This is a genomic window from Micromonospora sp. URMC 107 (assembly GCF_051386315.1).
Classification (GTDB): domain Bacteria; phylum Actinomycetota; class Actinomycetes; order Mycobacteriales; family Micromonosporaceae; genus Micromonospora.
On the sequence record NZ_JBPQTK010000039.1, the window covers coordinates 22,098 to 43,649 of the forward strand.

At 72.4% G+C, this 21,552-nt stretch carries 25 protein-coding genes and 1 pseudogene; 13 read left to right on the forward strand and 13 right to left on the reverse strand.

The annotated features are described in order from the left end of the window. Positions 1 to 119 precede the first annotated feature (119 nt). Genes ACSNN9_RS12000 through ACSNN9_RS12015 form a run of 4 tightly spaced genes read right to left on the reverse strand, consistent with a single transcriptional unit; the run spans position 120 to position 4,282 of the window. On the reverse strand, positions 120 to 1,106 hold the full coding sequence (locus tag ACSNN9_RS12000) for an ABC transporter permease (RefSeq protein ID WP_357874281.1): 987 nt from the start codon (positions 1,104 to 1,106) through the stop codon (positions 120 to 122). A 10-nt stretch (positions 1,107 to 1,116) separates the two neighbouring features. Further along, positions 1,117 to 2,124 carry an ABC transporter permease gene (locus tag ACSNN9_RS12005; RefSeq protein WP_436673133.1) on the reverse strand — a complete coding sequence of 336 codons (1,008 nt, stop codon included), beginning with the start codon at positions 2,122 to 2,124 and terminating at the stop codon, positions 1,117 to 1,119. Then, positions 2,121 to 3,230, reverse strand: coding sequence for an ABC transporter ATP-binding protein (locus tag ACSNN9_RS12010; RefSeq protein WP_436673134.1), 1,110 nt, complete (start codon positions 3,228 to 3,230; stop codon positions 2,121 to 2,123). Before ACSNN9_RS12010 ends, ACSNN9_RS12005 begins: the two co-directional genes overlap by 4 nt. Next, positions 3,227 to 4,282, reverse strand: coding sequence for an ABC transporter ATP-binding protein (locus ACSNN9_RS12015; protein ID WP_436673152.1), 1,056 nt, complete (start codon positions 4,280 to 4,282; stop codon positions 3,227 to 3,229). Before ACSNN9_RS12015 ends, ACSNN9_RS12010 begins: the two co-directional genes overlap by 4 nt. Before the next feature lie 275 nt (positions 4,283 to 4,557). On the opposite strand from ACSNN9_RS12015, the gene ACSNN9_RS12020 reads away from it, so the two are divergent. From ACSNN9_RS12020 to ACSNN9_RS12035, 4 genes are all read left to right on the forward strand, one after another. After that, positions 4,558 to 5,106 (forward strand): Uma2 family endonuclease, encoded by a 549-nt coding sequence (locus tag ACSNN9_RS12020; RefSeq protein WP_436673135.1) that lies wholly within the window; start codon positions 4,558 to 4,560, stop codon positions 5,104 to 5,106. A 307-nt stretch (positions 5,107 to 5,413) separates the two neighbouring features. Further along, on the forward strand, positions 5,414 to 6,220 hold the full coding sequence (locus ACSNN9_RS12025; protein WP_436673136.1) for a hypothetical protein: 807 nt from the start codon (positions 5,414 to 5,416) through the stop codon (positions 6,218 to 6,220). Between the two features lie 12 nt (positions 6,221 to 6,232). Next, a complete protein-coding gene (locus ACSNN9_RS12030) occupies positions 6,233 to 8,182 on the forward strand; it encodes a fumarate reductase/succinate dehydrogenase flavoprotein subunit (RefSeq protein ID WP_436673137.1) in 1,950 nt (649 codons plus the stop codon). A 4-nt stretch (positions 8,183 to 8,186) separates the two neighbouring features. Then, complete coding sequence (locus tag ACSNN9_RS12035; protein ID WP_358081041.1) at positions 8,187 to 9,284, forward strand: succinate dehydrogenase/fumarate reductase iron-sulfur subunit; 1,098 nt, start codon at positions 8,187 to 8,189, stop codon at positions 9,282 to 9,284. A gap of 76 nt (positions 9,285 to 9,360) precedes the next feature. On the opposite strand, the gene ACSNN9_RS12040 is transcribed toward ACSNN9_RS12035, so the two are convergent. Beyond that, positions 9,361 to 9,798, reverse strand: coding sequence for a (deoxy)nucleoside triphosphate pyrophosphohydrolase (locus ACSNN9_RS12040; protein WP_357874257.1), 438 nt, complete (start codon positions 9,796 to 9,798; stop codon positions 9,361 to 9,363). Between the two features lie 183 nt (positions 9,799 to 9,981). Here ACSNN9_RS12040 and ACSNN9_RS12045 point away from each other — a divergent pair, with 183 nt between their 5' ends. The 4 genes from ACSNN9_RS12045 (at position 9,982) to ACSNN9_RS12060 (ending at position 12,130) form a co-directional block, all read left to right on the forward strand. Further along, positions 9,982 to 10,287, forward strand: a complete 306-nt coding sequence (locus ACSNN9_RS12045) for a 4a-hydroxytetrahydrobiopterin dehydratase (RefSeq protein ID WP_436673138.1) — start codon at positions 9,982 to 9,984, stop codon at positions 10,285 to 10,287. Positions 10,288 to 10,471: 184 nt separating this feature from the next. Beyond that, the gene (locus ACSNN9_RS12050; protein ID WP_436673139.1) at positions 10,472 to 10,807 is read left to right on the forward strand and encodes a hypothetical protein; all 336 of its coding nucleotides are present in this window, start codon (positions 10,472 to 10,474) and stop codon (positions 10,805 to 10,807) included. Between the two features lie 188 nt (positions 10,808 to 10,995). Next, positions 10,996 to 11,733 (forward strand): class I SAM-dependent methyltransferase, encoded by a 738-nt coding sequence (locus ACSNN9_RS12055; protein ID WP_436673140.1) that lies wholly within the window; start codon positions 10,996 to 10,998, stop codon positions 11,731 to 11,733. Between the two features lie 34 nt (positions 11,734 to 11,767). Continuing rightward, positions 11,768 to 12,130 carry a PH domain-containing protein gene (locus ACSNN9_RS12060; RefSeq protein WP_357563583.1) on the forward strand — a complete coding sequence of 121 codons (363 nt, stop codon included), beginning with the start codon at positions 11,768 to 11,770 and terminating at the stop codon, positions 12,128 to 12,130. On the opposite strand, the gene ACSNN9_RS12065 is transcribed toward ACSNN9_RS12060, so the two are convergent. From ACSNN9_RS12065 to ACSNN9_RS12075, 3 genes are all read right to left on the reverse strand, one after another. Next, a complete protein-coding gene (locus ACSNN9_RS12065) occupies positions 12,123 to 13,355 on the reverse strand; it encodes an RNA polymerase sigma factor (RefSeq protein WP_436673141.1) in 1,233 nt (410 codons plus the stop codon). The two genes, ACSNN9_RS12060 and ACSNN9_RS12065, sit on opposite strands and share 8 nt — an antisense overlap. Next, positions 13,348 to 13,683 (reverse strand): YciI family protein, encoded by a 336-nt coding sequence (locus tag ACSNN9_RS12070; protein WP_436673142.1) that lies wholly within the window; start codon positions 13,681 to 13,683, stop codon positions 13,348 to 13,350. The genes ACSNN9_RS12065 and ACSNN9_RS12070 overlap by 8 nt, the downstream gene beginning before the upstream one ends. 76 nt (positions 13,684 to 13,759) lie before the next feature. Continuing rightward, positions 13,760 to 14,137 (reverse strand): hypothetical protein, encoded by a 378-nt coding sequence (locus ACSNN9_RS12075; protein ID WP_436673143.1) that lies wholly within the window; start codon positions 14,135 to 14,137, stop codon positions 13,760 to 13,762. Between the two features lie 184 nt (positions 14,138 to 14,321). On the opposite strand from ACSNN9_RS12075, the gene ACSNN9_RS12080 reads away from it, so the two are divergent. From ACSNN9_RS12080 to ACSNN9_RS12090, 3 genes are all read left to right on the forward strand, one after another. Then, entirely contained in the window at positions 14,322 to 14,657 is a 336-nt protein-coding gene (locus tag ACSNN9_RS12080; protein WP_358081013.1) for a YnfA family protein, read from the forward strand. A 41-nt stretch (positions 14,658 to 14,698) separates the two neighbouring features. Beyond that, complete coding sequence (locus tag ACSNN9_RS12085; protein ID WP_436673144.1) at positions 14,699 to 15,094, forward strand: hypothetical protein; 396 nt, start codon at positions 14,699 to 14,701, stop codon at positions 15,092 to 15,094. Positions 15,095 to 15,410: 316 nt separating this feature from the next. After that, positions 15,411 to 15,905, forward strand: a complete 495-nt coding sequence (locus tag ACSNN9_RS12090; protein WP_358081004.1) for a GNAT family N-acetyltransferase — start codon at positions 15,411 to 15,413, stop codon at positions 15,903 to 15,905. 132 nt (positions 15,906 to 16,037) lie between these two features. Here the strand turns inward: ACSNN9_RS12090 and ACSNN9_RS12095 are convergent, their stop codons facing one another. The 4 genes from ACSNN9_RS12095 to ACSNN9_RS12110 form a co-directional block, all read right to left on the reverse strand. Further along, the gene (locus tag ACSNN9_RS12095) at positions 16,038 to 16,442 is read right to left on the reverse strand and encodes a hypothetical protein (RefSeq protein WP_436673145.1); all 405 of its coding nucleotides are present in this window, start codon (positions 16,440 to 16,442) and stop codon (positions 16,038 to 16,040) included. A 98-nt stretch (positions 16,443 to 16,540) separates the two neighbouring features. After that, on the reverse strand, positions 16,541 to 17,626 hold the full coding sequence (gene ychF / locus ACSNN9_RS12100) for a redox-regulated ATPase YchF (protein ID WP_436673146.1): 1,086 nt from the start codon (positions 17,624 to 17,626) through the stop codon (positions 16,541 to 16,543). 141 nt (positions 17,627 to 17,767) lie between these two features. After that, positions 17,768 to 18,535 carry a Type 1 glutamine amidotransferase-like domain-containing protein gene (locus tag ACSNN9_RS12105; protein WP_436673147.1) on the reverse strand — a complete coding sequence of 256 codons (768 nt, stop codon included), beginning with the start codon at positions 18,533 to 18,535 and terminating at the stop codon, positions 17,768 to 17,770. Between the two features lie 148 nt (positions 18,536 to 18,683). Further along, complete coding sequence (locus ACSNN9_RS12110; protein WP_358080991.1) at positions 18,684 to 19,187, reverse strand: MarR family winged helix-turn-helix transcriptional regulator; 504 nt, start codon at positions 19,185 to 19,187, stop codon at positions 18,684 to 18,686. A 91-nt stretch (positions 19,188 to 19,278) separates the two neighbouring features. Here ACSNN9_RS12110 and ACSNN9_RS12115 point away from each other — a divergent pair. Continuing rightward, positions 19,279 to 20,046: pseudogene (locus ACSNN9_RS12115) on the forward strand (EamA family transporter); the annotation flags it as partial. Between the two features lie 122 nt (positions 20,047 to 20,168). Here the strand turns inward: ACSNN9_RS12115 and ACSNN9_RS12120 are convergent. Then, complete coding sequence (locus ACSNN9_RS12120) at positions 20,169 to 20,651, reverse strand: hypothetical protein (protein ID WP_436673148.1); 483 nt, start codon at positions 20,649 to 20,651, stop codon at positions 20,169 to 20,171. A gap of 141 nt (positions 20,652 to 20,792) precedes the next feature. Between ACSNN9_RS12120 and ACSNN9_RS12125 the strand changes: the two genes are divergently transcribed. Beyond that, on the forward strand, positions 20,793 to 21,552 hold a 760-nt coding region (locus tag ACSNN9_RS12125; RefSeq protein WP_436673149.1), incomplete at its 3' end, for a bifunctional transcriptional activator/DNA repair enzyme AdaA.

Below are 21,552 nucleotides of genomic sequence, written 5' to 3' on the forward strand. Positions count from 1 at the left end.
GCCGACGTCCCGAGGATCGTAAAGAAGAAAACCTACAAGTTGTGTAACAGTTGTCGATAAATTTCACCGCCGTCCGGCCGGCGGACGTCCCGCTCCGGCCCGGCGGCCGGCACGGCAGGTCAGCCCAGCCGTACGCGGGGGTCGATGGCGGCGTAGAGCAGGTCGACCAGCACGTTGGCGAGGACCACGAAGACCGCCGAGATGAGCACGGTGGCCATGATCGTGGGCAGGTCGCCGGCCCGCACCGCCTCGACGGCGGTGCGCCCCAGCCCCTGGAGGCCGAACGTGGTCTCGGTGATCACCGTGCCGCCCAGCGCCGCCCCGACGTCCAGACCGGCGATGGTGACCACGGGCGTGATCGCGGCACGCAGCGCGTGCCGCCCGTACACCTTGGGTTTGGCCAGGCCCTTCGCCCGCGCGGTGCGGACGAAGTCCTCCGAGAGCGTCTCCAGCATCTGCGCCCTCGACAGCCGGGCGTAGATCGCGGCGAAGAGGAAGGCCAGGGCGACCCAGGAGAGCACCAGCCCGCTGGCCCACTTCACCGGACTGTCCAGCAACGACGTGTAGCTCGGCACCGGCAGCAGGCGCAGGTTGTAGACGAAGACCAGCAGCAGCACCGCCCCGACGAAGTAGAGCTGCAGGGAGGCGCCGGTCAGCGAGAAGCCGATCGCCGCGCGGTCCAGCCAGGTGCCCCGGCGCAGCGCCGAGACCATGCCGAGGCCGACCCCGAGCAGCAGCCAGAGGATGGCCGCCGGGAGCACGATGCTCAGCGTCACCGGCAGCACCCGGGTGATGGTGTCCAGCACCGCCTCGTTGTTGACGTACGACCAGCCCAGGCAGGGCGCGTCGCACCTGCCGCCCTGGGCGCTGCCCAGGTCGCGGCCCGTGAAGATGCCCTTCATGTAGCCGGCGTACTGGGTGATGAGCGGGTCGCGCAGGCCCAGCTCCTCGCGGACCCGCTCGAGCCGCTCGGGGTTGCAGTTCTTCGGGCACATGCCGGTGACCGGGTCGCGCGGCAGCGCGAAGAACATCAGAAAGGTCAGCACGCTCACCGCGAAGAGGGTGAGCACCGCGGAGAAGATCCGCTTGATCAGGAAGCGCGCCATCGGACCACCCCTACCGGGACGACTTCGGGTCGAGCGCGTCGCGCAGCGCGTCGCCGAAGAGGTTGAACGCGAACACGAGCGCGAAGATCGTGATGCCGGGGAAGAAGACGAACGCCGGGTCGGTCTGGAGGTAGTCCAGGCTCTGGTAGATCATCCGACCGAAGCTCGGCGTCTCCTCCGTCAGCCCGACGCCGATGAACGACAGCGCCGCCTCACTGGTGATGAACTGCGGCACCGCGAGCGAGAACGACACCAGGATCGGCGCCCAGATGTTCGGCAGCAGCTGCCGGAAGACCATGTGCCCGAGCCCGGCGCCGCTGGCCTTCGCGGCCTCCACGAACTCCCGCTCGCGCAGCGCGATCACCTGTCCCCGGACCAGCCGGGCGGTGCTGGTCCAGCCGAAGATCGCGAAGACCGCGATCAGCACCCCGACCCCGAAGGCCGGGTCGACCGCGTCCCGCTCGCCGTAGAAGCGCAGCGTCAGGGTCGGGGTCAGGGCCAGCGCGATGACCAGGAACGGCATGGCCAGGGTCAGGTCGGTGATCCAGTTGATCACCGTGTCGAACCAGCCGCCGAGGTAGCCGGCGAGCGCGCCGAGCGCGATGCCGAGCACCGCCGTGATCACCGCCGCCGCGAAGGCGATCAGCAGGGAGGTGCGCAGGCCGTAGATCAGCCGGATGAAGATGTCCCGGCCGAGGTTGGGCTCCAGCCCGAAGAAGTGGTCGCCCGACACGCCGCCGGCGTAGCCGAGCGGCATGCCGAAGCCGTCCAGCTTGTTCTGGAACTGGTCGCGCGGGCTGATCCCGTAGAGCGCCTCGATCAGCGGCGCGGCGAGCGCCACCAGCACGAAGACGACCAGCATCGCCCCGCTGACCACCGCCGTCCGGTCGCGGCGCAGCCGGATCAGGGCGAGCTGGCCGGGCGAGCGGCCGACGAAGCCCTTCACCTTCGGCGCGTCGGCGTCGCCGCCCGACTCGATCTCGACCAGCGCCACGCCCTCCACCGGGGACATGCTCATCTCGACACCTCCTCGACGCCCGCGCCGGTCGTTCCCGACCCGCCGGTCGGGTCCGCGCCCACCGCTCCGACGGCCGGGCTCGCCCCGACCGGCCCCTGCTCCGGGAAGTGGCAGGCCGCGGCCTGGCCGCCGCCGTCGCGGGGCACCAGCGCCGGCTCCTGGGTCGCGCAGACGTCCTGCGCCTTCCAGCAGCGGGTGCGGAACCGGCAGCCCGACGGCGGGTTGAGCGGGGTGGGCACGTCGCCGGCCAGCCGGATCCGGCCGGCCGGGCCGAGCTTGGTGACGTCCGGGATCGCCGAGAGCAGCGCCCGGGTGTACGGGTGCTGCGGGCGCTCGTAGATGTCGTCCCGGTCGCCGATCTCGACGATCTTGCCGAGGTACATGACGGCGACCCGCTGACAGAAGTGCCGCACCACGGCCAGGTCGTGGGCGATGAAGACGAACGCCAGGTCCAGGTCGCGTTGCAGATCGCGGAGCAGGTTGACCACCTGCGCCTGGATCGACACGTCCAGGGCGGAGACCGGTTCGTCGGCGACGATCAGCTTCGGCCGCAGGGCCAGCGCCCGGGCGATGCCGATGCGCTGCCGTTGGCCGCCGGAGAACTCGTGCGGGTACCGGTTGTAGTGCTCCGGGTTGAGCCCGACCAGTTCCAGCAGCTCCTGCACCCGCTTCTTCACCCCGCCCGGCGGGTCGATCCCGTTGACCTGCAACGGCATCGCGATGATCCGGCCGACCGTGTGCCGGGGGTTCAGCGACGCGTACGGGTCCTGGAAGATGATCTGGAGGTCCTGCCGCAGCGGACGCAGCTCCCGGCGCCCGGCGTGGGTGATGTCCCGCCCGGCGAACTCGATGCTCCCCGCGCTGGGCTCCAGCAGCCGGACCAGCATCCGCCCGGTGGTCGTCTTGCCGCAGCCGGACTCGCCCACCAGGCCGAGCGTCTCGCCCGGCCGCACGTCGAAGTCGAGCCCGTCCACGGCCCGGACCAGTCCGGTGCGCCGCAGACCGTTGCGCACCGGGAAGTGCTTGGCCAGCCCGCGCACCCGCAGCAGCGGCTCCCCGGTCTCGGCCGGTCGCACCGGCACCGTGTCCGCCTGGGCACTACTCATCGGGCCACTCCCACCTGGGCGATGTCCTCCGCGTACAGCAGCGTCCGGTCGTCGGCGGAGAGATGGCAGGCCACCAGGTGGCCGGGCGCGCCCGCCGGGCGCAGCTCGGGGACCTCCGTGCGGGACCGGTCGCCGTTGCGGCCGGCGTACCGGCAGCGCGGGTGGAAGGCGCAGCCGGACGGCAGGTTGATCAGGCTGGGCGGGTTGCCCTTGATCGGCACCAGGTCCGCGTCCGCGTCGCCGTGCAGCGAGGGCACGCTGGAGAGCAGACCCCAGGTGTACGGGTGCTGCGGCCGGCGGAGCACCTGCTCGACGCTGCCGTGCTCGACGGCCCGCCCGCCGTACATGACCAGCACCTCGTCGGCGACCTGGCTGACCACGCCCAGGTCGTGGGTGATCAGGATGATCGCGGAGTGGAACTCGGCCTGGAGGTCGGCCAGCAGGTCGAGGATCTGCGCCTGCACCGTCACGTCCAGCGCGGTGGTCGGCTCGTCGGCGATCACCAGGTCCGGGTCGTTGACCAGCGCCATCGCGATCATCGCCCGCTGCCGCATGCCCCCGGAGAACTCGTGCGGGTACTGGTCGAAGCGGCGGGCCGGCTGCGGGATGCCGACCCGGCCCAGCATGTCCACCGCGCGCTGGCGGACCTCGCGCTTGCCGGCCTTCGGGTGGTGCACCCGGTACGCCTCGGCGATCTGCCTGCCCACCGTGTAGTAAGGGTGCAGCGCGGACAGCGGGTCCTGGAAGATCATCGCCATGTCCCGGCCGCGCAGCCGGCGTACCTCCTCGTCCGGCAGGCCGACCAGCTGGCGGCCGCCGAGGGAGATCTCGCCGGTGATGCTGGTCCGCTTGGCGTTGTGCAGGCCGAGGATGGCCAGCGAGGTGACGCTCTTGCCGGAACCGGACTCGCCGACGATACCGAGGGTGCGCCCGCGCGCCACCTCGAACGACACCCCGTCGACGGCGCGCACCACGCCGTCCTCGGTGTCGAAACGGACCCGCAGGTCGCTCACCCGCAGGTAGGGGTCCTGGCCGGAGCGCTGCTCCGGCACGCTGGGGCGGTCCGGTTTCCCGGACGGCGCCGACTCCGGCCTGTCCACGACCGCCTCCCTCAGTGACGAAGAGAACTTACAGGAAAGCACTGAGGGTGAAAATAAGCTACATAGCCGGGGGCTGTCAGCGGGCCACAGCGTAACGACTCTGCAACGGGCCTGAACACCCCTCACCTCGGCATTCACCGGCGTTGACCTGCCGCGCCCGACAGCGGGTGCGACGATGGGCGCGGCAGTCCCGCAAGGATGTCCCCCGGCCCGAGGTGGAGGTGACGATGACCGCGGCGGTGTTCGGCCACGACGGCCCGTGGAGCGAAGAGGAGTACCTCGCCCTCGGCGAGACGCAGCAGCGCGTCGAACTCTTCGACGGGAGCCTTCACGTGACCCCAGCCCCCACGCCCCGCCACCAGAACATCTCCGGTGAGCTGCGGGCCGCCTTGCGAGGCCCGACGCGGGAAGCCGGCCTCCGCGTCCTGGAAGCGGTGAACGTCCGGCTCCGGCCGGGCCGCATCCCCATCCCCGACCTCGTCGTCACGGGCCCGATCGACCTCGACGACCCCTGGATCGAGGCGGCCGACGTGAAGCTGGTCTGCGAGATCATCTCGCCGGGCAACGCGGCCACCGACAAGGTGCTCAAGATGCACTACTACGCGGCGGCCGGCATCGAGTGGTATCTCCTGGTGGAGCAGGAGACGCTGACCGTGCACGTCTACCAGCGGCAGGGCGCCCACTACGTCGAGCGGTCGGTGACCAAGGCCGGCGAGACGCTGGAGCTGACCGAGCCGGTCCGGGCCACGATCCGGCCGGCGGACCTGCTCGCCTGACGGGCCACCGCCGCGGGACGCTTTTCGGGTGAGGTCGCCGCCGTACGCCGGACAGGGGTCGGGTGAAGTTCTTAACATCCGGACATCGATCATCGTGCGGGGCTTTCCACCGGCCGGGACACACGGGACACTGCCTTGCGCGGACGGCTCGCGAAGATCGGCGTAACGTGTGTCACTTAGCTGCGCCGTATCGCCGGCGCGGTCGTTGGTGTGCGCATGACGTGGCAAGCGGGTGCGGGTTCGCCGGTCCGCGTTGCCGACCGGAACTTGATCCGCCCGTGAGGGTCCTGTCAGGGAGACGACTCTAATGACATCAACGGCAACGAGGCCGCGGGGAGCGCGGGCGCGCGCCGCCATCGCGGCGAAGACGTTGCGAACCGACCGCTGGTGGCTCGCCCCGCTGATCACCGTGATCGGGCTCGGCGCGTGGGTGGCGTACGCGACGGTCCGGGTCTTCATGCACAAGTGGTACTGGGTCGAGGACTACCACTACCTGACCCCGTTCTACTCCCCCTGCGTGACCGAACGGTGCGTCGAGGGCGCCTCCCACTTCGGACGGTTCCTGCCCGGCTGGTGGATCATCCCGGACGCGGCGCTGACGCTGCCGTTCCTGCTGCTGTTCCGGCTCACCTGCTACTACTACCGCAAGGCCTACTACCGGTCGTTCTGGCTGTCGCCGCCCGCCTGCGCGGTGCCGGACGGCCACAAGTCCTACAGCGGCGAGACCCGGTTCCCGCTGCTGGGCCAGAACCTGCACCGCTACTTCTTCTACGCCGCCGCGATCATCTCCCTGATCAACACCTGGGACGCGATCCTGGCCTTCCACTCCCCCAAGGGCTTCGGGTTCGGGCTGGGCAACATCATCCTGCTCCTGAACGTGGTCATGCTGTGGGCGTACACGATCTCCTGCCACTCGTGCCGGCACATCATCGGCGGGCGGCTCAAGCACTTCTCCAAGCATCCGGTGCGCTACCGGGCCTGGTCCTTCGTCTCGGCCCTGAACGTCCGGCACATGCAGCTCGCCTGGATCACCCTCGGCACGCTCGCCCTGACGGACTTCTACGTCATGGCGGTCGCGGCCGGCTGGTTCGACGACCTGCGGTTCATCAACTAGAGGGCCCCTGACATGACGAATCCTCACCACCAGACGAGCGCTACCACGCGAATCGAACGACACCACTACGACGTCGTCGTGATCGGGGCCGGCGGCGCCGGCCTGCGCGCGGCGATCGAGGCCCGCCTCGCTGGCAAGAAGACCGCGATCATCTCCAAGTCGCTCTTCGGCAAGGCGCACACGGTGATGGCCGAGGGCGGCGCCGCCGCCGCGATGGGGAACGTGAACAGCCGGGACAACTGGCAGGTGCACTTCCGCGACACGATGCGCGGCGGCAAGTTCCTCAACAACTTCCGGATGGCCGAGCTGCACGCGAAGGAGTCGCCGCAGCGGATCTGGGAGCTGGAGACGTACGGTGCGCTCTTCGACCGCACCAAGGACGGGAAGATCTCGCAGCGCAACTTCGGCGGCCACGAGTACCCCCGCCTGGCGCACGTCGGCGACCGGACCGGCCTGGAGCTGATCCGCACCCTCCAGCAGAAGATCGTGTCGCTCCAGCAGGAGGACAAGCGCGACCACGGCTCGTACGACGCCCGGATCAAGGTCTTCTCCGAGACCACCATCACCGAGCTGCTGCTCGACGGCGACCGGATCGCCGGCGCGTTCGGCTACTACCGCGAGTCCGGCGAGTTCGTGCTGTTCGAGGCGCCGGCGGTGGTGCTGGCGACCGGCGGCGTCGGCCGCTCCTACAAGGTCACCTCGAACTCGTGGGAGTACACGGGTGACGGGCACGCGCTGGCGCTGCGGGCCGGCGCGACGCTGATCAACATGGAGTTCCTCCAGTTCCACCCGACCGGCATGGTCTGGCCGCCGTCGGTGAAGGGCATCCTGGTCACCGAGTCGGTGCGCGGCGACGGCGGCGTGCTGAAGAACTCCGACGGCAAGCGGTTCATGTTCGACTACGTCCCCGACGTCTTCCGCAAGCAGTACGCGGAGACCGAGGAGGAGGCGGACCGCTGGTACACCGACCCGGACAACAACCGGCGCCCGCCGGAGCTGCTGCCGCGCGACGAGGTGGCCCGGGCGATCAACAGCGAGGTCAAGGCCGGGCGGGGCACGCCGGCGGGCGGCGTCTACCTGGACATCGCCTCCCGGAAGCCGGCGGAGGAGATCCGTCGCCGCCTGCCGTCGATGTACCACCAGTTCAAGGAGCTGGCCGACGTCGACATCACCAGGGAGCCGATGGAGGTCGGGCCCACCTGTCACTACGTGATGGGCGGCGTCGAGGTCGACCCCGACAGCGGCGCCGCGTTCGGCCACGTGCGGGGGCTCTTCGCCGCGGGCGAGGTGTCCGGCGGCATGCACGGCTCCAACCGGCTCGGCGGCAACTCGCTGTCCGACCTGCTGGTGTTCGGCAAGCGCGCGGGCGGCCACGCCGCCACGTACGCCGACAGCCTCCCCGCGCGCCCGAAGGTGGGCGTCGCCGCCGTGGAGGCCGCGGTGGAGACGGCCCTGGCCCCGTTGCAGCGGGACACCGGCGAGAGCCCGTACACCCTCCAGCAGGACCTCCAGGCGGTGATGGGGGATCTCGTCGGAATCATCCGCCGGGAGAGCGAGCTGGAGGACGCGCTGGTGCGGCTGGCGGAGCTGCGGGAGCGGGTGGCGAAGGTCAGCGCGAGCGGCGGCCGGCGCTACAACCCGGGCTGGCACCTGGCGCTCGACCTGCGCAACATGCTGGTCGTCTCGGAGTGCACCGCGAAGGCGGCGCTGGAGCGGCGGGAGTCGCGCGGCGGCCACACCAGGGAGGACCACCCGGCGATGGACCCGGCGTGGCGCCGGGTCAACCTGGTCTGCTCGCTGGACGGCGACACGGTGCGGCTGGACCGCAAGCCGCTGCCGAAGATGCGCGCGGAGCTGATCGGCCTCTTCGACCGCGCGGAGCTGGCCAAGTACCTCACGGACGAGGAGCTCGCCGAGTTCGACGCCCTCGTCGCCGACGCCGAGACCGAGAAGGAGCGCTGACGCAATGGGTAACCAGGACTCCCCGGGGCCCGGCAAGCCGGGCGCGAAGCGCCAGTTCCGCATCTGGCGCGGCGACGAGAACGGCGGCGACCTCCAGGACTACATGGTCGAGGTGAACGAGGGCGAGGTCGTCCTCGACGTCATCCACCGGCTCCAGGCGACCGACGCCCCCGACCTGGCCTGCCGCTGGAACTGCAAGGCCGGCAAGTGCGGCTCCTGCTCGATGGAGATCAACGGCAAGCCGCGGCTGAGCTGCATGACCCGGATGTCCACCTTCACGGAGGACGAGACGGTCACGGTCACCCCGCTGCGCACCTTCCCCGTCATCCGGGACCTGGTCACCGACGTCTCGTTCAACTACGAGAAGGCCCGGGAGACGCCGGCGTTCGCGCCGCCGGCCGACCTGGCGCCCGGCGAGTACCGGATGCAGCAGGTCGACGTGGAACGCTCGCAGGAGTTCCGCAAGTGCATCGAGTGCTTCCTGTGCCAGAACGTCTGCCACGTCATCCGTGACCACGAGGAGAACAAGCAGGCGTTCTCCGGGCCGCGGTACTTCATCCGGGCGGCCGAGCTGGACATGCACCCGCTGGACGCGAAGAGCGACCGCAAGGAGTACGCGCAGGCCGAGCAGGGTCTCGGATTCTGCAACATCACCAAGTGCTGCACCGAGGTCTGCCCCGAGCACATCAAGATCACGGACAACGGGATCATCCCCATGAAGGAGCGGGTCGTCGACCGCAGGTACGATCCCCTCGTGTGGCTTGGTAGCAAGATCTTCCGGAGGGGTCAGGTGCCTCAGACCAGCGTGACCAGCGGACACGTCAGCGGTGCGGTGCGCGGCAGCGCGGCCCACGGGGGCGTGCACTCGCACGCGGGCGGCTCCCACGACCCGCGGGCCGAGGTGCAGGCACAGCGCGGCGTCAACTGGGACCGCGAGGTGCCGAGGCCCACCGCACCGGCCGTCGACGACCACGGCAAGCTGCCGCTGACGGAACTCACGTTCGACCGGGCGGCCGCGCCGTCGCCGTTCGGCGACGACGTGACCTTCCCGCTGCCGCCGGAGCACCTGAACTTCGCCCACCCGGAGCAGGACAAGCACTGAGTGCGCTGACGATGACGGGGGCCGCGGCTGATGCCGCCGGCCCCCGTCCCCTTTCGGCCCGGGTGTCCGCTTCCGCTCAGGCCGACAGGAGGGGCCGGAGGGCGGCGACGATGGGTGCGTCGGCGGGCAGCCAGGTGACGCTGTCCAGTTCGTCGGCGGAGAGCCAGCGCAGCGCCGAGTGCTCCAGGGCCTGCGGCTGGTCGTCGTGCAGCAGGCGGGCCGCGTACACCTTGAGCACCGAGCGGCCGTGGGCCATCCGGACGTTGCGGCCCACCCGGTCGCCGATCTCGACGCGGACGGCCAACTCCTCGGCGCACTCGCGGGCGAGCGCGGCGGTCTCGCTCTCGCCCGGCTCCACCTTGCCGCCGGGGAACTCCCACATGCCCGCCACCTCGGGCGGGGCGGAACGGGCGCAGGCGAGCACCCGACCGTCCCTGATGATCGCCGCTCCGACGATCACCCTGAGGTCCCGTCGCTCGGCCTGCCCGCCGCCATTCGCCCGTTCGGTCCGCACGGGCGTCCAGCGTGCCAGATCAATCGGCGGTTTGGGTACCGTGGCCGACCGTCAGGGCAGGAGAACCCGGAAGTGTGGGCGTGGACACACCCAGCATGCGAGGACAGACTGGAAGGCACCGACAAGACACGGGACGGCGACGATTTGGCCACAAGCCGGCAACGGCGCCTGGGAGGTGCGGTGATGCGCGCGCTGTTCAGCGGTCGATCCAAGCACGACTATCTCAGCGACGCCCTCACCCTCCTCACCGGCTGGATCCGGGAGGGCGAGCAGATCCATCGCACCCTCACCATCGACGACACGCAGCACGCCGCCCTCACGGAGCGGGTGAAGGTGGTCGCCGACGCGCTGCACCTGCGGCCGGAGATCAGCCGCCGTGCCGACCAGACCCAGATCCGGGTCGGGCACGGCAACGCGCCGCTGAGCGAGGGCGAGGTCCTGCTGGCCGCCCGCATCGAGGACGCGTACCGCGCGGTCACCCAGCCCTGATCCCATCCCGACCCGGCGGTGCCGCCCGGTTCCGGCCGTCGGCGCGGCGACCGGATCGGGCTGAGAAGAGCCTGGGAAGGCTGATGTTTCCCTGAAAGGTGCGCGGGTATCAATCCGACGCGGGAGCAGACGACTGGGCCCGTACCGGACTGATTATCTGATAACGCACTTTTTGGGAGCTGACATGACCACCCCCACCGCGAACCGCGTGACCGACCGGCTGACCGACCACGACGGCCACCACGTGGACCACGACGTCCGGCACGCCCACCGGCCCGGCGACGAGACCAAGCCGTCCTGGAAGACCACGGAGCTGGCCGTCTACCTGCTCTCGGTGATCGGCGTGCTGGTCGCCTCGAACGCCGTCGGCGACGGCGCCGCCAACAACGGCGGCGACTACTTCGCGGCCGACAAGGCCTGGTGGTACATCACCCTGCTGACCATCGGTTACCTGGTCAGCCGTGGCCTGGCCAAGTCCGGCAGCCGCAGCCGCGACAACGACCCGCGCACCAACCGGTAGTCCGCACCGCGCCCGGAGCCCCGCCCGCATCCCCCTCGATGCGCCGGCGGGGCTTCGCGCGTGCGGGGCGCGGCCACCAACGGCGGCGACGAGCCGCGGGGCGACCCATCGCTGCCGGCACCCGGCGGGCCGCGACCGACGCGAACGCGGCCTGAAGTGGGCCGCCCGGACTGGCATGATCGACGTCGATGAGGCACGCAGAGTTCCGCCATCCACGGCTGGTGCCGGTCTACGACGCCGAGTGCCCCTGGTCGCGCGACGACGACTGGTTCCTCGCCCTCGTCGGCGAGACGCCCGCCGCGCGGGTCCTCGACCTGGGTTGCGGCACGGGACGGCTCGCCGTCGCCCTGGCCGCGGCCGGCCACGCCGTCACCGGCGTCGACCCGGCCGGCGCGTCGCTGGCCGCCGCCCGGGCCAAGCCGGGCGCCGAGCGGGTGACGTGGGTCGAGGGGACCTCGGCCGTACTGGCGGACGGGTCGTTCGACGTGGCGGTGCTGACCAGCCACGTCGCGCAGTTCCTCGTGGACGACGACGAGTGGGCGCGCACGCTCGCCGACCTGGCCCGGGCGCTGGTGTCGGGCGGCCGGCTGGCGTTCGACTCGCGCGACCCGGCGGACCGGCGGTGGGAGCGCTGGAACCCGGTCGACTCGCGGCGACGGATCACGCTGCCCGACGGCGAGGTGGTCCGGGCGTGGACGCGGGTGCACACGGTGGCCGACGGTCGGGTCGACTTCACCCACCACTACCTGTTCGGTGACGGCGAGGAACTGCTCAGCTCGGCCACCCTGCGCGTCCGCACCGAGGAGGAGCTGCGCGGTTCGCTGCGGTCGGCCGGGTTCGCCGTGGAGCGGATCCACGGCGGCTGGGACGGGGAGCCGGTGGGCCGGGGCGACGGGGAGTTCCTCGTCCTCGCCCGCCGGGAGTGATCTTGGGCTGGCGCGCCCGGCCTACCGTGGAGGCATGGCGAACGCGACGTACGACCGCAAGGAGCAGTTCCAGCAGATCCAGAGCGGCCTGCTCCACGGAGAACAGATCATCGCCGTCTACGACGCCGTCGGCACGGGCACCGGGTTCATCGGCCTGACCGACCGGCGCGTCATCATCCAGGACCGCTCCTTCGTCGGCAAGCGGTACGCCATCACCAGCATCCCGTACTCGAAGATCACCAGCGTCAGCGTGGTCAGCAACAAGTCGTGGGGCGGCTCGTTCTTCTCCACCGGGGCCATCGCCATCCACGTCGGCACGCACACCTACGAGGTCGAGTTCCGGGGTGCCGAGAAGAGCCACCACGTGCACAACGTGATCCTGCACCACATCAGCTGAGCTGGTCGGCGCGCTCCAGCAGGGCGCGGCGCTCCGCCCCAGCGTGCGCGTCGGCGGCCCGCCGGAACAGCGCGGCGGCCCGCTCGCGGTCGCCCCGCCGGGCGGTCAGCTCGGCCTCGGCGGCGACGGCGAGCGGGTAGCCGTCCAGCGCCCCACCGGCCCGGGCGGCGGCCAGCAGCTCCAGCCCCGCCGCCGGCCCGTGCGCGTAGCCGTGGGCGACGGCGCGGTTCAGCTCCACCACCGGTGACGGCTGCCACCGGGCGAGCCGGTCGTACGCCTCGGCGATCGCGACCCAGTCGGTGGCCTCGGCGGACGCGGCGGTCGCGTGGCACGCGGCGATCCGGGCCTGGAGGGCGTACGGGCCCTCCGCCGCGACCCGCGCGAGGACGCCGACGCCCTCGGCGATCGCCGCGTGGTCCCAGCGGGCGCGATCCTGCCGGTCGAGGGTGACGAGGTTGCCGTCGCGGTCCCGCCGGGCGTCGCGCCGGGAGTGCTGGAGGAGGGAGAGGGCCAGCAGGGCGGCCACCTCGGACTGGCCCGGCATCAGCCGGTCGAGCAGCCGGGCCAGGCGGATCGCCTCGTCGGCGAAGGCGGGCTCGCCGTCGGCGTCGTAGCCCCGGGTGAAGAGCAGGTAGAGCACGGCGAGGACGCCGGGCAGGCGCTCGGCGAGCATCGGGCCGGTCGGCACCCGGTACGGGATGCCGGCGGCGGCGATCTTCGCCTTGGCCCGGGTGAGCCGCCGGGTCATGGTCGACTCGGTGACCAGGAAGGCCCGCGCGATGTCGGCGGTCGGGACCCCGCAGACCGTACGCAGCGTCAACGCGACCCGCGCCTCCAACGGCAGGGCCGGATGGCAGCAGGTGAAGACGAGCCGCAGCCGGTCGTCCACGATCTCCCCCTCCCCCGCCGCGCCCGGCTCCGGTTCGGTCGGCGTGAGCATGGCCAGCTCGCGCAGCTTGCGCCGCTCGACCGAGGCCCGCCGGAGCACGTCGATCGCGCGGTTGCGGGCCACCGTCATCAGCCAGCCGCCCGGGTTGGCGGGCACGCCCTCCGTCGGCCACCGGGTCAGCGCGAGCGCCGACGCCTCCTGGGCGCAGTCCTCGGCCAGCGTCCAGTCGCCGGTCACCCGGATCAGCGTCGCGACGATCCGGGCGTACGATCCCGCGCTCGCGGCGGCGACGGCGTCGGCCGCCGCCGCGAGCGGGTCGGCGGGACCGTCAGCCATCCAGGGCGACGATCGGGCGCAGTTCGAGCCGCCCCGCGCGGGCCATCGGGTGGGCGCGCGCCACCTCGATCGCCTCGTCCAGGTCGGCGCACTCCAGCAGGTCGAAGCCCACGATCACCTCCTTTGTCTCGGCGAACGGACCGTCGGAGAGCAGCAGCTCCCCGTTACGGACGCGGACCGTGGTGGCCGCCGTGGTCTCCGCGAGCGCGTCGCCCGTCAACCGCCGGCCCCGGGCGTCGTTCTCCGCGACCCACGCCTCGATGTCCGGCCAGTCGGCCCGGTCGGCGTCCGGCTCGCTGTCGGTGCAGACGAACATCAGGTACTTCATGCCGCTCCTCGGTGTCGGGTTGTCACCGGGGTGACGAACGGACGGCCCGGTTCCGGACACGTCGGGCCCGGCGACTTCAGAATCCCACCGGGCGGCGGGTACGGAAGCATCGTGGCCGCCGACGGTCGACACACCTCTCCGCTACGCCCACGAGCCTTGCGGGGCGCAGCGGCCCGTCCGGGCCGGCGGTGGTCACCCGGCGCCCCGGCGCCGTGACCGTGGCGAGGGCGAGGCAGGCGCCCGCCACCCCCGACGCGGCCGCCGACCACTGCGCCGTCGCCACGCCCATCACGTCGCGGGCGTAGCGGTCGTGCTCGGCAGCCGGGACGACCGGGCCGCCCGGGAAACCGAGCCGGGAATCGAGGGCGAAGGCGGCCTTGCCCACGGCGTACGCGAGGAAGAGCACCGCCACCGCGTAGGCCGGCCATCGCCGCGCACCAGGAGAAGCATCCATGGTCACGACGCTAGGCCCGGCGGACGCGCGCCGACTCCCGAGCGTGAGGGGACCGCCTCCCCCGCGGGAGGGAGGGGTTGCGTCGGGAGGCGTGCCCGGCCGGGGAGGGCCGGACGCCGCCGTCGGCGAACCCGCGGTCGACCCGACCGGCGTGACGAGGTGCTGCGCCGCTACCGTCCGACGCATGACGGTGGCCCGCTCGATCCTGCTGTTCCTGCTCGCCGCGCTCGCCGAGATCGGCGGGGCCTGGCTCGTGTGGCAGGGCTGGCGCGAGAACCGCGGGCTGCTGTGGGTGGCGGCCGGGATCATCGCCCTCGGGTGCTACGGCTTCGTCGCCACCTTCCAGCCCGACCCGAACTTCGGCCGCATCCTGGCCGCGTACGGCGGGGTCTTCGTCGCCGGCTCCCTCGCCTGGGGCATGGTCGTCGACAAGTTCCGCCCCGACCGCTACGACCTCGTCGGCGCGGCCATCTGCCTGGTCGGGGTCGCCGTCATCATGTACGCCCCCCGCAGCGGCTGAACCACGCGGCGGTGTCGCACTCCGGCGCTACGCTGCGCGCCATGATCACGAGACCCACCGAGAAGTGGGGCCGCAGCGTGCGGGAGCAGAGGGCCGCCGTCGCGGCGGGCACCCTCACCGAGGACGCCGCGTACGCCCTCCACCTCTGGCCCGAACCGTTCATCACCGCCGTCGACACCGCTCTCGACGCCTACGAAGCAGACGTACGCTCGCTCTCCTCGCCGTCCGACGCGGAGGTCTTCGCGGCGGTGGAGCGGGTGGTCTCGGCTCTCAACGCCGTCAACGAGGAACACGGCAGGATCGAGACGGGTGAACGCGAAGACCTGTGTGAACACGTCGACGTCGTCCTGACGGCCACCGGCCTCGACGTCGAGGCGCTGACCTCCCGACGCGGCATCGGGCGGGCGGAACTCACCGACGAGTGGCGCGACTGGTAGGGCCGCCGATCCTGCCGCGCGACGACGGCGGGAGCCGCCCGGCCGTCAACCGTCCTCGTCGGCCGGCGTGACTGCGGTGGCAGGGACGTCGAGCTCACCGGCACCGTCCGGATGCCCGACACGGTAGACGTCCGGCGGCCCGCCCAGCGGTGCCGCATGGCGGGGTGGAACTCCGAGCCACGGAATCTCATGGAGCCCGTACGCCGAGCGACGACCCTCGGGATTCGTGAGCTGCGGTGGATCGGTCCGGACCTGCACTTCGGAACGCACGCGATACCGGGTTGCCCGCTCCCCGTGCCTGCGGCAGCCTTCTCGCATGATCGAGACGCGTGTGCTCAGCGAGGACGACTGGAGGTTGTGGCGGGACCTGCGGCTCGCTGCGCTGGCGGAGGCGGCGTACGCCTTCGGCTCCCGACTGGCGGACTGGCAGGGCGACGGCGACCGCGAGGAGCGCTGGCGCGGCCGGCTGGCCATCGCCGGCTCTCACAACATCCTGGCGATGCTCGACGGGCAGCCCGTCGGGATGGCCAGCGGGGTGCCGACGGGGCACGACGGCGTCGTCGAACTGATCTCGATGTACGTGGCGCCGGCGGGGCGCGGCCGGGGCGTGGGCGACCACCTCCTGCGGGCGATCGAACAGTGGGCCCGACAGGTGGGCGCGGGGACGCTGCGGCTGGCCGTGGTCCGGGGCAACGACAACGCCTGGGCGCTCTACCGGCGCAACGGCTTCCGTGACACGGGCGAGCTCGGTGATCTCATGCCCGACGGCGTGCGCCGGGAGCACATCATGACCAAGAGTCTCGTGGGCTGACGGTCGGCCGTCGGTCGAGGGCACGGAGGACCCTCTGGACTCGGCTCCGGGCGTCGGCCCGAGCCATCTGCCTGGAGACGTGATCGCACGCGGTCACGACGGCTCGGAGTCTGCGCCCGGGTCACCACCGGGTCAGGCGAATTTCGGGCGCAGCGCTTCGCGCATCTCCCTGTAGTTCGCCGGCTTCACCGCCCAGCGTTCCTCGTCCGTGTCCTCGAACGTCACCTGGTACCTGCCGGTCGTCCGGTCGAACTGCACGAGGATCTTCGCCGGCAGCGGATCGCCGGGCTCGTAGTGGCTCCCCAGGTACGCCTGCACCGCCGGCTCGATGCTCGACCAGTCGCAGGCCACCGCCGTGATGACGCCGTCGGGCGAGTACGCGTACCCGTGTGCGCTGCGATAGCCTTCGCCGAACACCAGGATCATCGCCAGCGACTCCCAGCCCTCCACGGGCCCGCGCATCTCCCTGGCCGACGACGGCCCGTTCATGGCTCCGATCAACGATCGGATGAGATCGACGGTGGCGTCCTTCGACATGGTTCTCCTCGGATCCAGATCCAGCCGGTGAGCGGTTCACACAGCTCGGGGCCCGAGCAGCATTCCAACGGGAAAGAGGCCTCGACCGCATGGGCCGGCTAGACGTTGAAGCGGAACTCCACGACGTCGCCGTCCTGCATGACGTACTCCTTGCCCTCGATCCGGACCTTGCCGGCGGCCTTGGCCGCCGCCATCGACTTGGCCGCGACCAGGTCGTCGAAGGAGACCACCTCGGCCTTGATGAAGCCGCGCTGGAAGTCGGAGTGGATGACCCCCGCGGCCTCGGGCGCGGTCGCGCCGACCGGGATGGTCCAGGCGCGCGCCTCCTTGGGGCCGGCGGTGAGGTACGTCTGGAGCCCGAGCGTGCGGAACCCGACCCGGACGAGCTGGTCCAGGCCCGGCTCGGGCTGGCCGATCGACTCCAGCAGCTCGCGGGCCTCCTCCTCGGGCAGGTCCACCAGCTCGGACTCGATCTTGGCGTCCATGAAGACCGCCTCGGCGGGGGCGACCAGGGCGCGCAGCTCGTCGAGGAACTCGGCGTTGCCCAGCTCGGCCTCGTCGACGTTGAAGACGTACAGGAAGGGCTTGGTGGTGAGCAGGTGCAGCTCGCGCAGGTGCTCCAGCTCGATGCCCGCCTCCTTGGCGCCCGCGTAGAGGGTGACGCCGGTGTCGAGCAGCTCGACGGCCTGCTTGGCGGCGGTGACGGCGGCGGCCCGGTCCTTGCGGAGCTTGGCCTCCTTCTCCAGCCGGGGCAGCGCCTTCTCCAGGGTCTGGAGGTCGGCGAGGATCAGCTCGGTGTTGATCGTCTCGATGTCGTCGGCCGGGGAGACCTTGCCGTCGACGTGCACCACGTTCGGGTCGGAGAAGGCCCGGACGACCTGGCAGATGGCCGAGGCGTCACGGATGTTCGCCAGGAACGCGTTGCCCCGGCCCTGCCCCTTGGAGGCGCCGCGTACCAGCCCGGCGATGTCGACGAACGACACCGGCGCGGGCAGCACCTTCTGCGAACTGAAGATCTCGGCGAGCGTGTGCAGCCGCTCGTCCGGCAGCCCGACGACACCGACGTTGGGCTCGATGGTGGCGAACGGGTAGTTCGCCGCGAGCACGTCGTTCTTGGTCAGCGCGTTGAACAGGGTGCTCTTGCCGACGTTGGGCAGGCCGACGATGCCGATGGTGAGACTCACGACGAGCCAGCTTACGCCGGTGCCGTCCCACACCGGCACGCGGTGCGTCATCGCCGAGTCGGGCCGTGCCGGATCCTGGTACGCAACGGCCTCCGGAGGGGCGCTTCCGTACCAGGATCGGCCGGGGTCCGGCGCCGTGACTCAGCCGAGCAGGCGCGGCGCGATCTTGCTCTCCCGCACGGTGCCGTCCTCGGCGCGGCCGACCTCGTACGCCGAGACCCCCTCGCGGTCCGCGACCGCCTCGACCAGCCGGGTGCCCCGGTAGAGCAGGCCGGTGCCGTCGTCGGTGCAGTGGGCGGTCGGCAGCGTGCCGTCGCCGACCAGCCGGTGCATCAGCGGCCGACGCTGCTCCTCGCTGTCGTAGTGCACGCCGTTGCCGTAGGGCAACCAGCCCAGCCCGTCCGTGAAGCCGCGCAGGGTGGTGCCGAAGCTGTCGGTGGCCCCGCCGGCGTGCCAGCAGATCGAGCCGGCGGAGACGCCGCCGAGCACCACTCCGGCCTCCCAGCACTCGCGCAGGATCTCGCCGAGGCCGTGCACGCGCCAGACCGCGCAGAGGTTGGCGACGCTGCCGCCGCCCACCCAGACGACGTCCTGGGCGAGCAGGTGGGCGCGGACGTCGTCGACGTTCGGCATCGGGAACAGCGCCAGGTGCGTCATCCGGAACCGGCTGCCGGCGAACGCCTCGTAGACCCGGGCGAGCGTGGTCGGCTGGTCCCCCTCGGCCTGGTTGAGGAAGCAGATCCTCGGCTCCGGCCCGGCCTCGGCCAGCTCGGCGGCGAGGTCGAAGACGGGGTTGACCCGCCGGGGCCCGCCCTCGGGGCGCGGCGCGTAGATGCCCATGCTGGTGGCGAGGATGGTCGGTTCGCTGGCGGGCACGGTCGTCCTTCCGTCGGGGTCGGCGGTGCCCATCCTGCCCGAGGCCCGCCCCCGGCCGCCGGCCGCCCGCCCTCCGAGGCCGTTACCCGCCCGGCCACCTCGCCGGCCCGAGGGCGACCGCCGTCGGTCGCCCAGGTCCGCGCCGCCGCTCACCGCCCGCCACCGGCGACCGCGACCCCGCTCACCGCCCGCCGTCGGTGGCCGCGCCCAGCAGCGTACGCAGCAGGTCGGCGAGGCGTCGCTGGTCCTCGGCGGGCAGCGCGTCGAGCAGCCGGCGCTGGACGGCCAGCCCCGCCTCGGCGGCCTCCTCCACCAGCTCGAGGCCGGCCGGGGTGAGGGAGACCTGGAGCCCTCGCCGGTCCGCCGGGTCGGGCGAGCGGCGGACCAGCCCGGCGCGTTCCAGCCGGTCGAGCCGGCCGGTCATTCCGCCGGAGGTGAGCATCAGCGAGGCGGTGAGCGCCTTCGGCGCCAACGCGTAGGGGGCGCCGGCGCGGCGCAGGGCGGCGAGCACGTCGAACTCGCCCCGGCTGATCGACCAGCGGGCGTAGGTGCGCTCCTGCTCGTCGCCGACGAGGCGGGCCAGCCGGTAGATCCGGCCGAAGACCGCCATCGGCTCGGGACGCATCCCGGGCCGCTCCCGCTGCCACTGCTCGACGATGCCGTCGACGTCGTCCCGCTCGGTCACCCCCGGATTGTGCCGCACCTCGCACTCCCGATTTACCTCGCCGCAAAGTAGCTTGGTGACAAGATACTTAGCGACAAGGATTGAGGGGACCATGGACCGACGCCGGCGCGACATCCTGCTCACCGCCGCCGCGCCGACGGCGTGGGGCACGACGTACCTGGTCACCAGCGAGCTGCTGCCGCCGGACCGGCCGCTCTGGTCCGGCGTGATCCGGGCCCTCCCCGCCGGCCTGCTGCTGCTCGCGCTGACCCGGCACCGCCCGCGCGGCGTCTGGTGGTGGCGCGCGGCCGCGCTCGGCGCGCTGAACATCGGGGCGTTCTTCCCGCTGCTCTTCCTCGCCGCGTACCACCTGCCCGGCGGCACCGCCGCGGTGCTCGGCGCCACCCAGCCGCTGCTGGTGGCGGGACTGACGGTGCTCGCGCTCCGGGAGCGGCCCCACCCCCGGGCGCTGGTCGCCGCGCTCGCGGCGCTGGCCGGGGTCACCCTGGTCGTGCTGCGCCCCCACGCGGGCCTCGACCCGACCGGCGTCGCCGCCGGGCTGACCGCCACCGCCGCGATGGGCGCGGGCCTGGTGCTGACCCGGCGCTGGGGCCGCCCGCCCGGCGTCGGCACGCTCACCGCCACCGGCTGGCAGCTCACCGCCGGCGGGCTGATGGTGGTGCCGGCGGCCCTGCTGGTCGAGGGGGCGCCGCCCGTGCCCGACCCACCGGCGCTGGTGGGGTACGCGTGGCTGACGCTGGCCGGGACGGCGCTGGCGTACGCGCTGTGGTTCCGGGGCGCGGCCCGGCTGCCGGTCACCCAGGTCTCGCTGCTCGGCGCGCTCAGCCCGCTGACGGCCGCCGCGCTCGGCTGGGCCGTGCTCGGGCAGGCGATGACCGGCTGGCAGCTCGCCGGCTTCGCCGTGGCGGTCGGCGCCACCGTCGCCGGGCAGCTGCCGGTGCGCCGGCCCGGCCCGGTGGGTCGGTCACCCGGCCCGGCGGGTCAGTCGCGGGGGCCGGCCTGGCGGGGGACCACGGCCTCGATCGGCAGGGTGCCGGGGGCCAACTCCCCGGCGGCGGCCAGCGGCAGGGTGAAGCGGGCCTCGGCGGCGGGACCGGCCGCGTACGACTCGCGGAGCATCCAGCGCACCTCGTCGGCCGTCCAGCCCAGCCCGGCCCGGGAGGCGATCTCCCGGACCAGCCGCAGCGCCACCCGGGTGTCGTCGTCGTAGAACCGCATGCACCAGTGGTGCACCCACATGCCCAGCGCGCGGAGGCCGTCGGCGTCGAGCGAGCGCACGAGCCGGCCGCAGGCGGTGTCACCGAACGCCCGCCCCGGGTCGCCGGCCCGGTCCCGTTCGAGCGCGCCGACGGCGGCCGGGGCGACCGCGCGCATCCGGTCGTAGAAGCGCTGCACCACCACGCCGTCCAGCGGAGGGAGCCCGTCCCGTGTCGACGCCGCCTCCCGACCCGCCACGCTCACCATCGCCGCACCCCTTCTTGAGTTGGTGGCCGGACGGTACCGACCACAACCGACACTTTCGGCTCCCGGCGTCCCGTTCCCGCCCGCACGGCCACGTCCGATTCCCGCGAGCCACGGGCGACGAGCAGGGGCATCATCGGTGACGTGGAGTTGGACTTCGAGCGGTGCTACCGGGCGGTCGACAGCCGCGACCAGCGGTTCGACGGCTGGTTCTACACGGGCGTCACGTCGACCGGGATCTACTGCCGGCCGTCCTGCCCGGCGATGACGCCGAAGCGGCAGAACGTCCGGTTCTTCCCCTCGGCCGCCGCCGCGCAGACGGCGGGGCTGCGCGCCTGCCGGCGCTGCCGGCCGGACGCCGCCCCGGGCTCGCCCCAGTGGGACGTGCGGGCCGACGTGGTCGGCCGGGCCATGCGGCTGATCGCCGACGGGGTGGTCGACCGGGACGGCATCCCGGGACTGGCCGCCCGGCTCGGCTACACCGAGCGGCACCTGCACCGGATGCTGCGGGCCGAGATGGGCGCCGGTCCCCTGGCCCTGGCCCGGGCGCAGCGCGCGCAGACCGCCCGCACCCTGATCGAGACCACCGGGCTGAGCATGGCGGAGGTCGCGTTCGCCGCCGGGTTCGGCAGCGTCCGGCAGTTCAACGACACCGTCCGGGAGGTGTTCGGCGCGGCCCCGTCCGAGCTGCGCGCCGCCCGCCGTCGGTGCCCCGCGCCGGGCGGGGCGGGCACGATCACGTTGCGGCTCGCGTACCGCCCGCCGCTGCACGCGCGGGCGCTGCTGGACTTCCTCGCGCTGCGCGCGCTGCCCGGCGTCGAGGAGGTGCGCGACGGGACGTACCGGCGGGGCCTGCGGCTGCCGCACGGCCCGGGCGAGGTGGCCCTGACCCCGGGGGACGGGC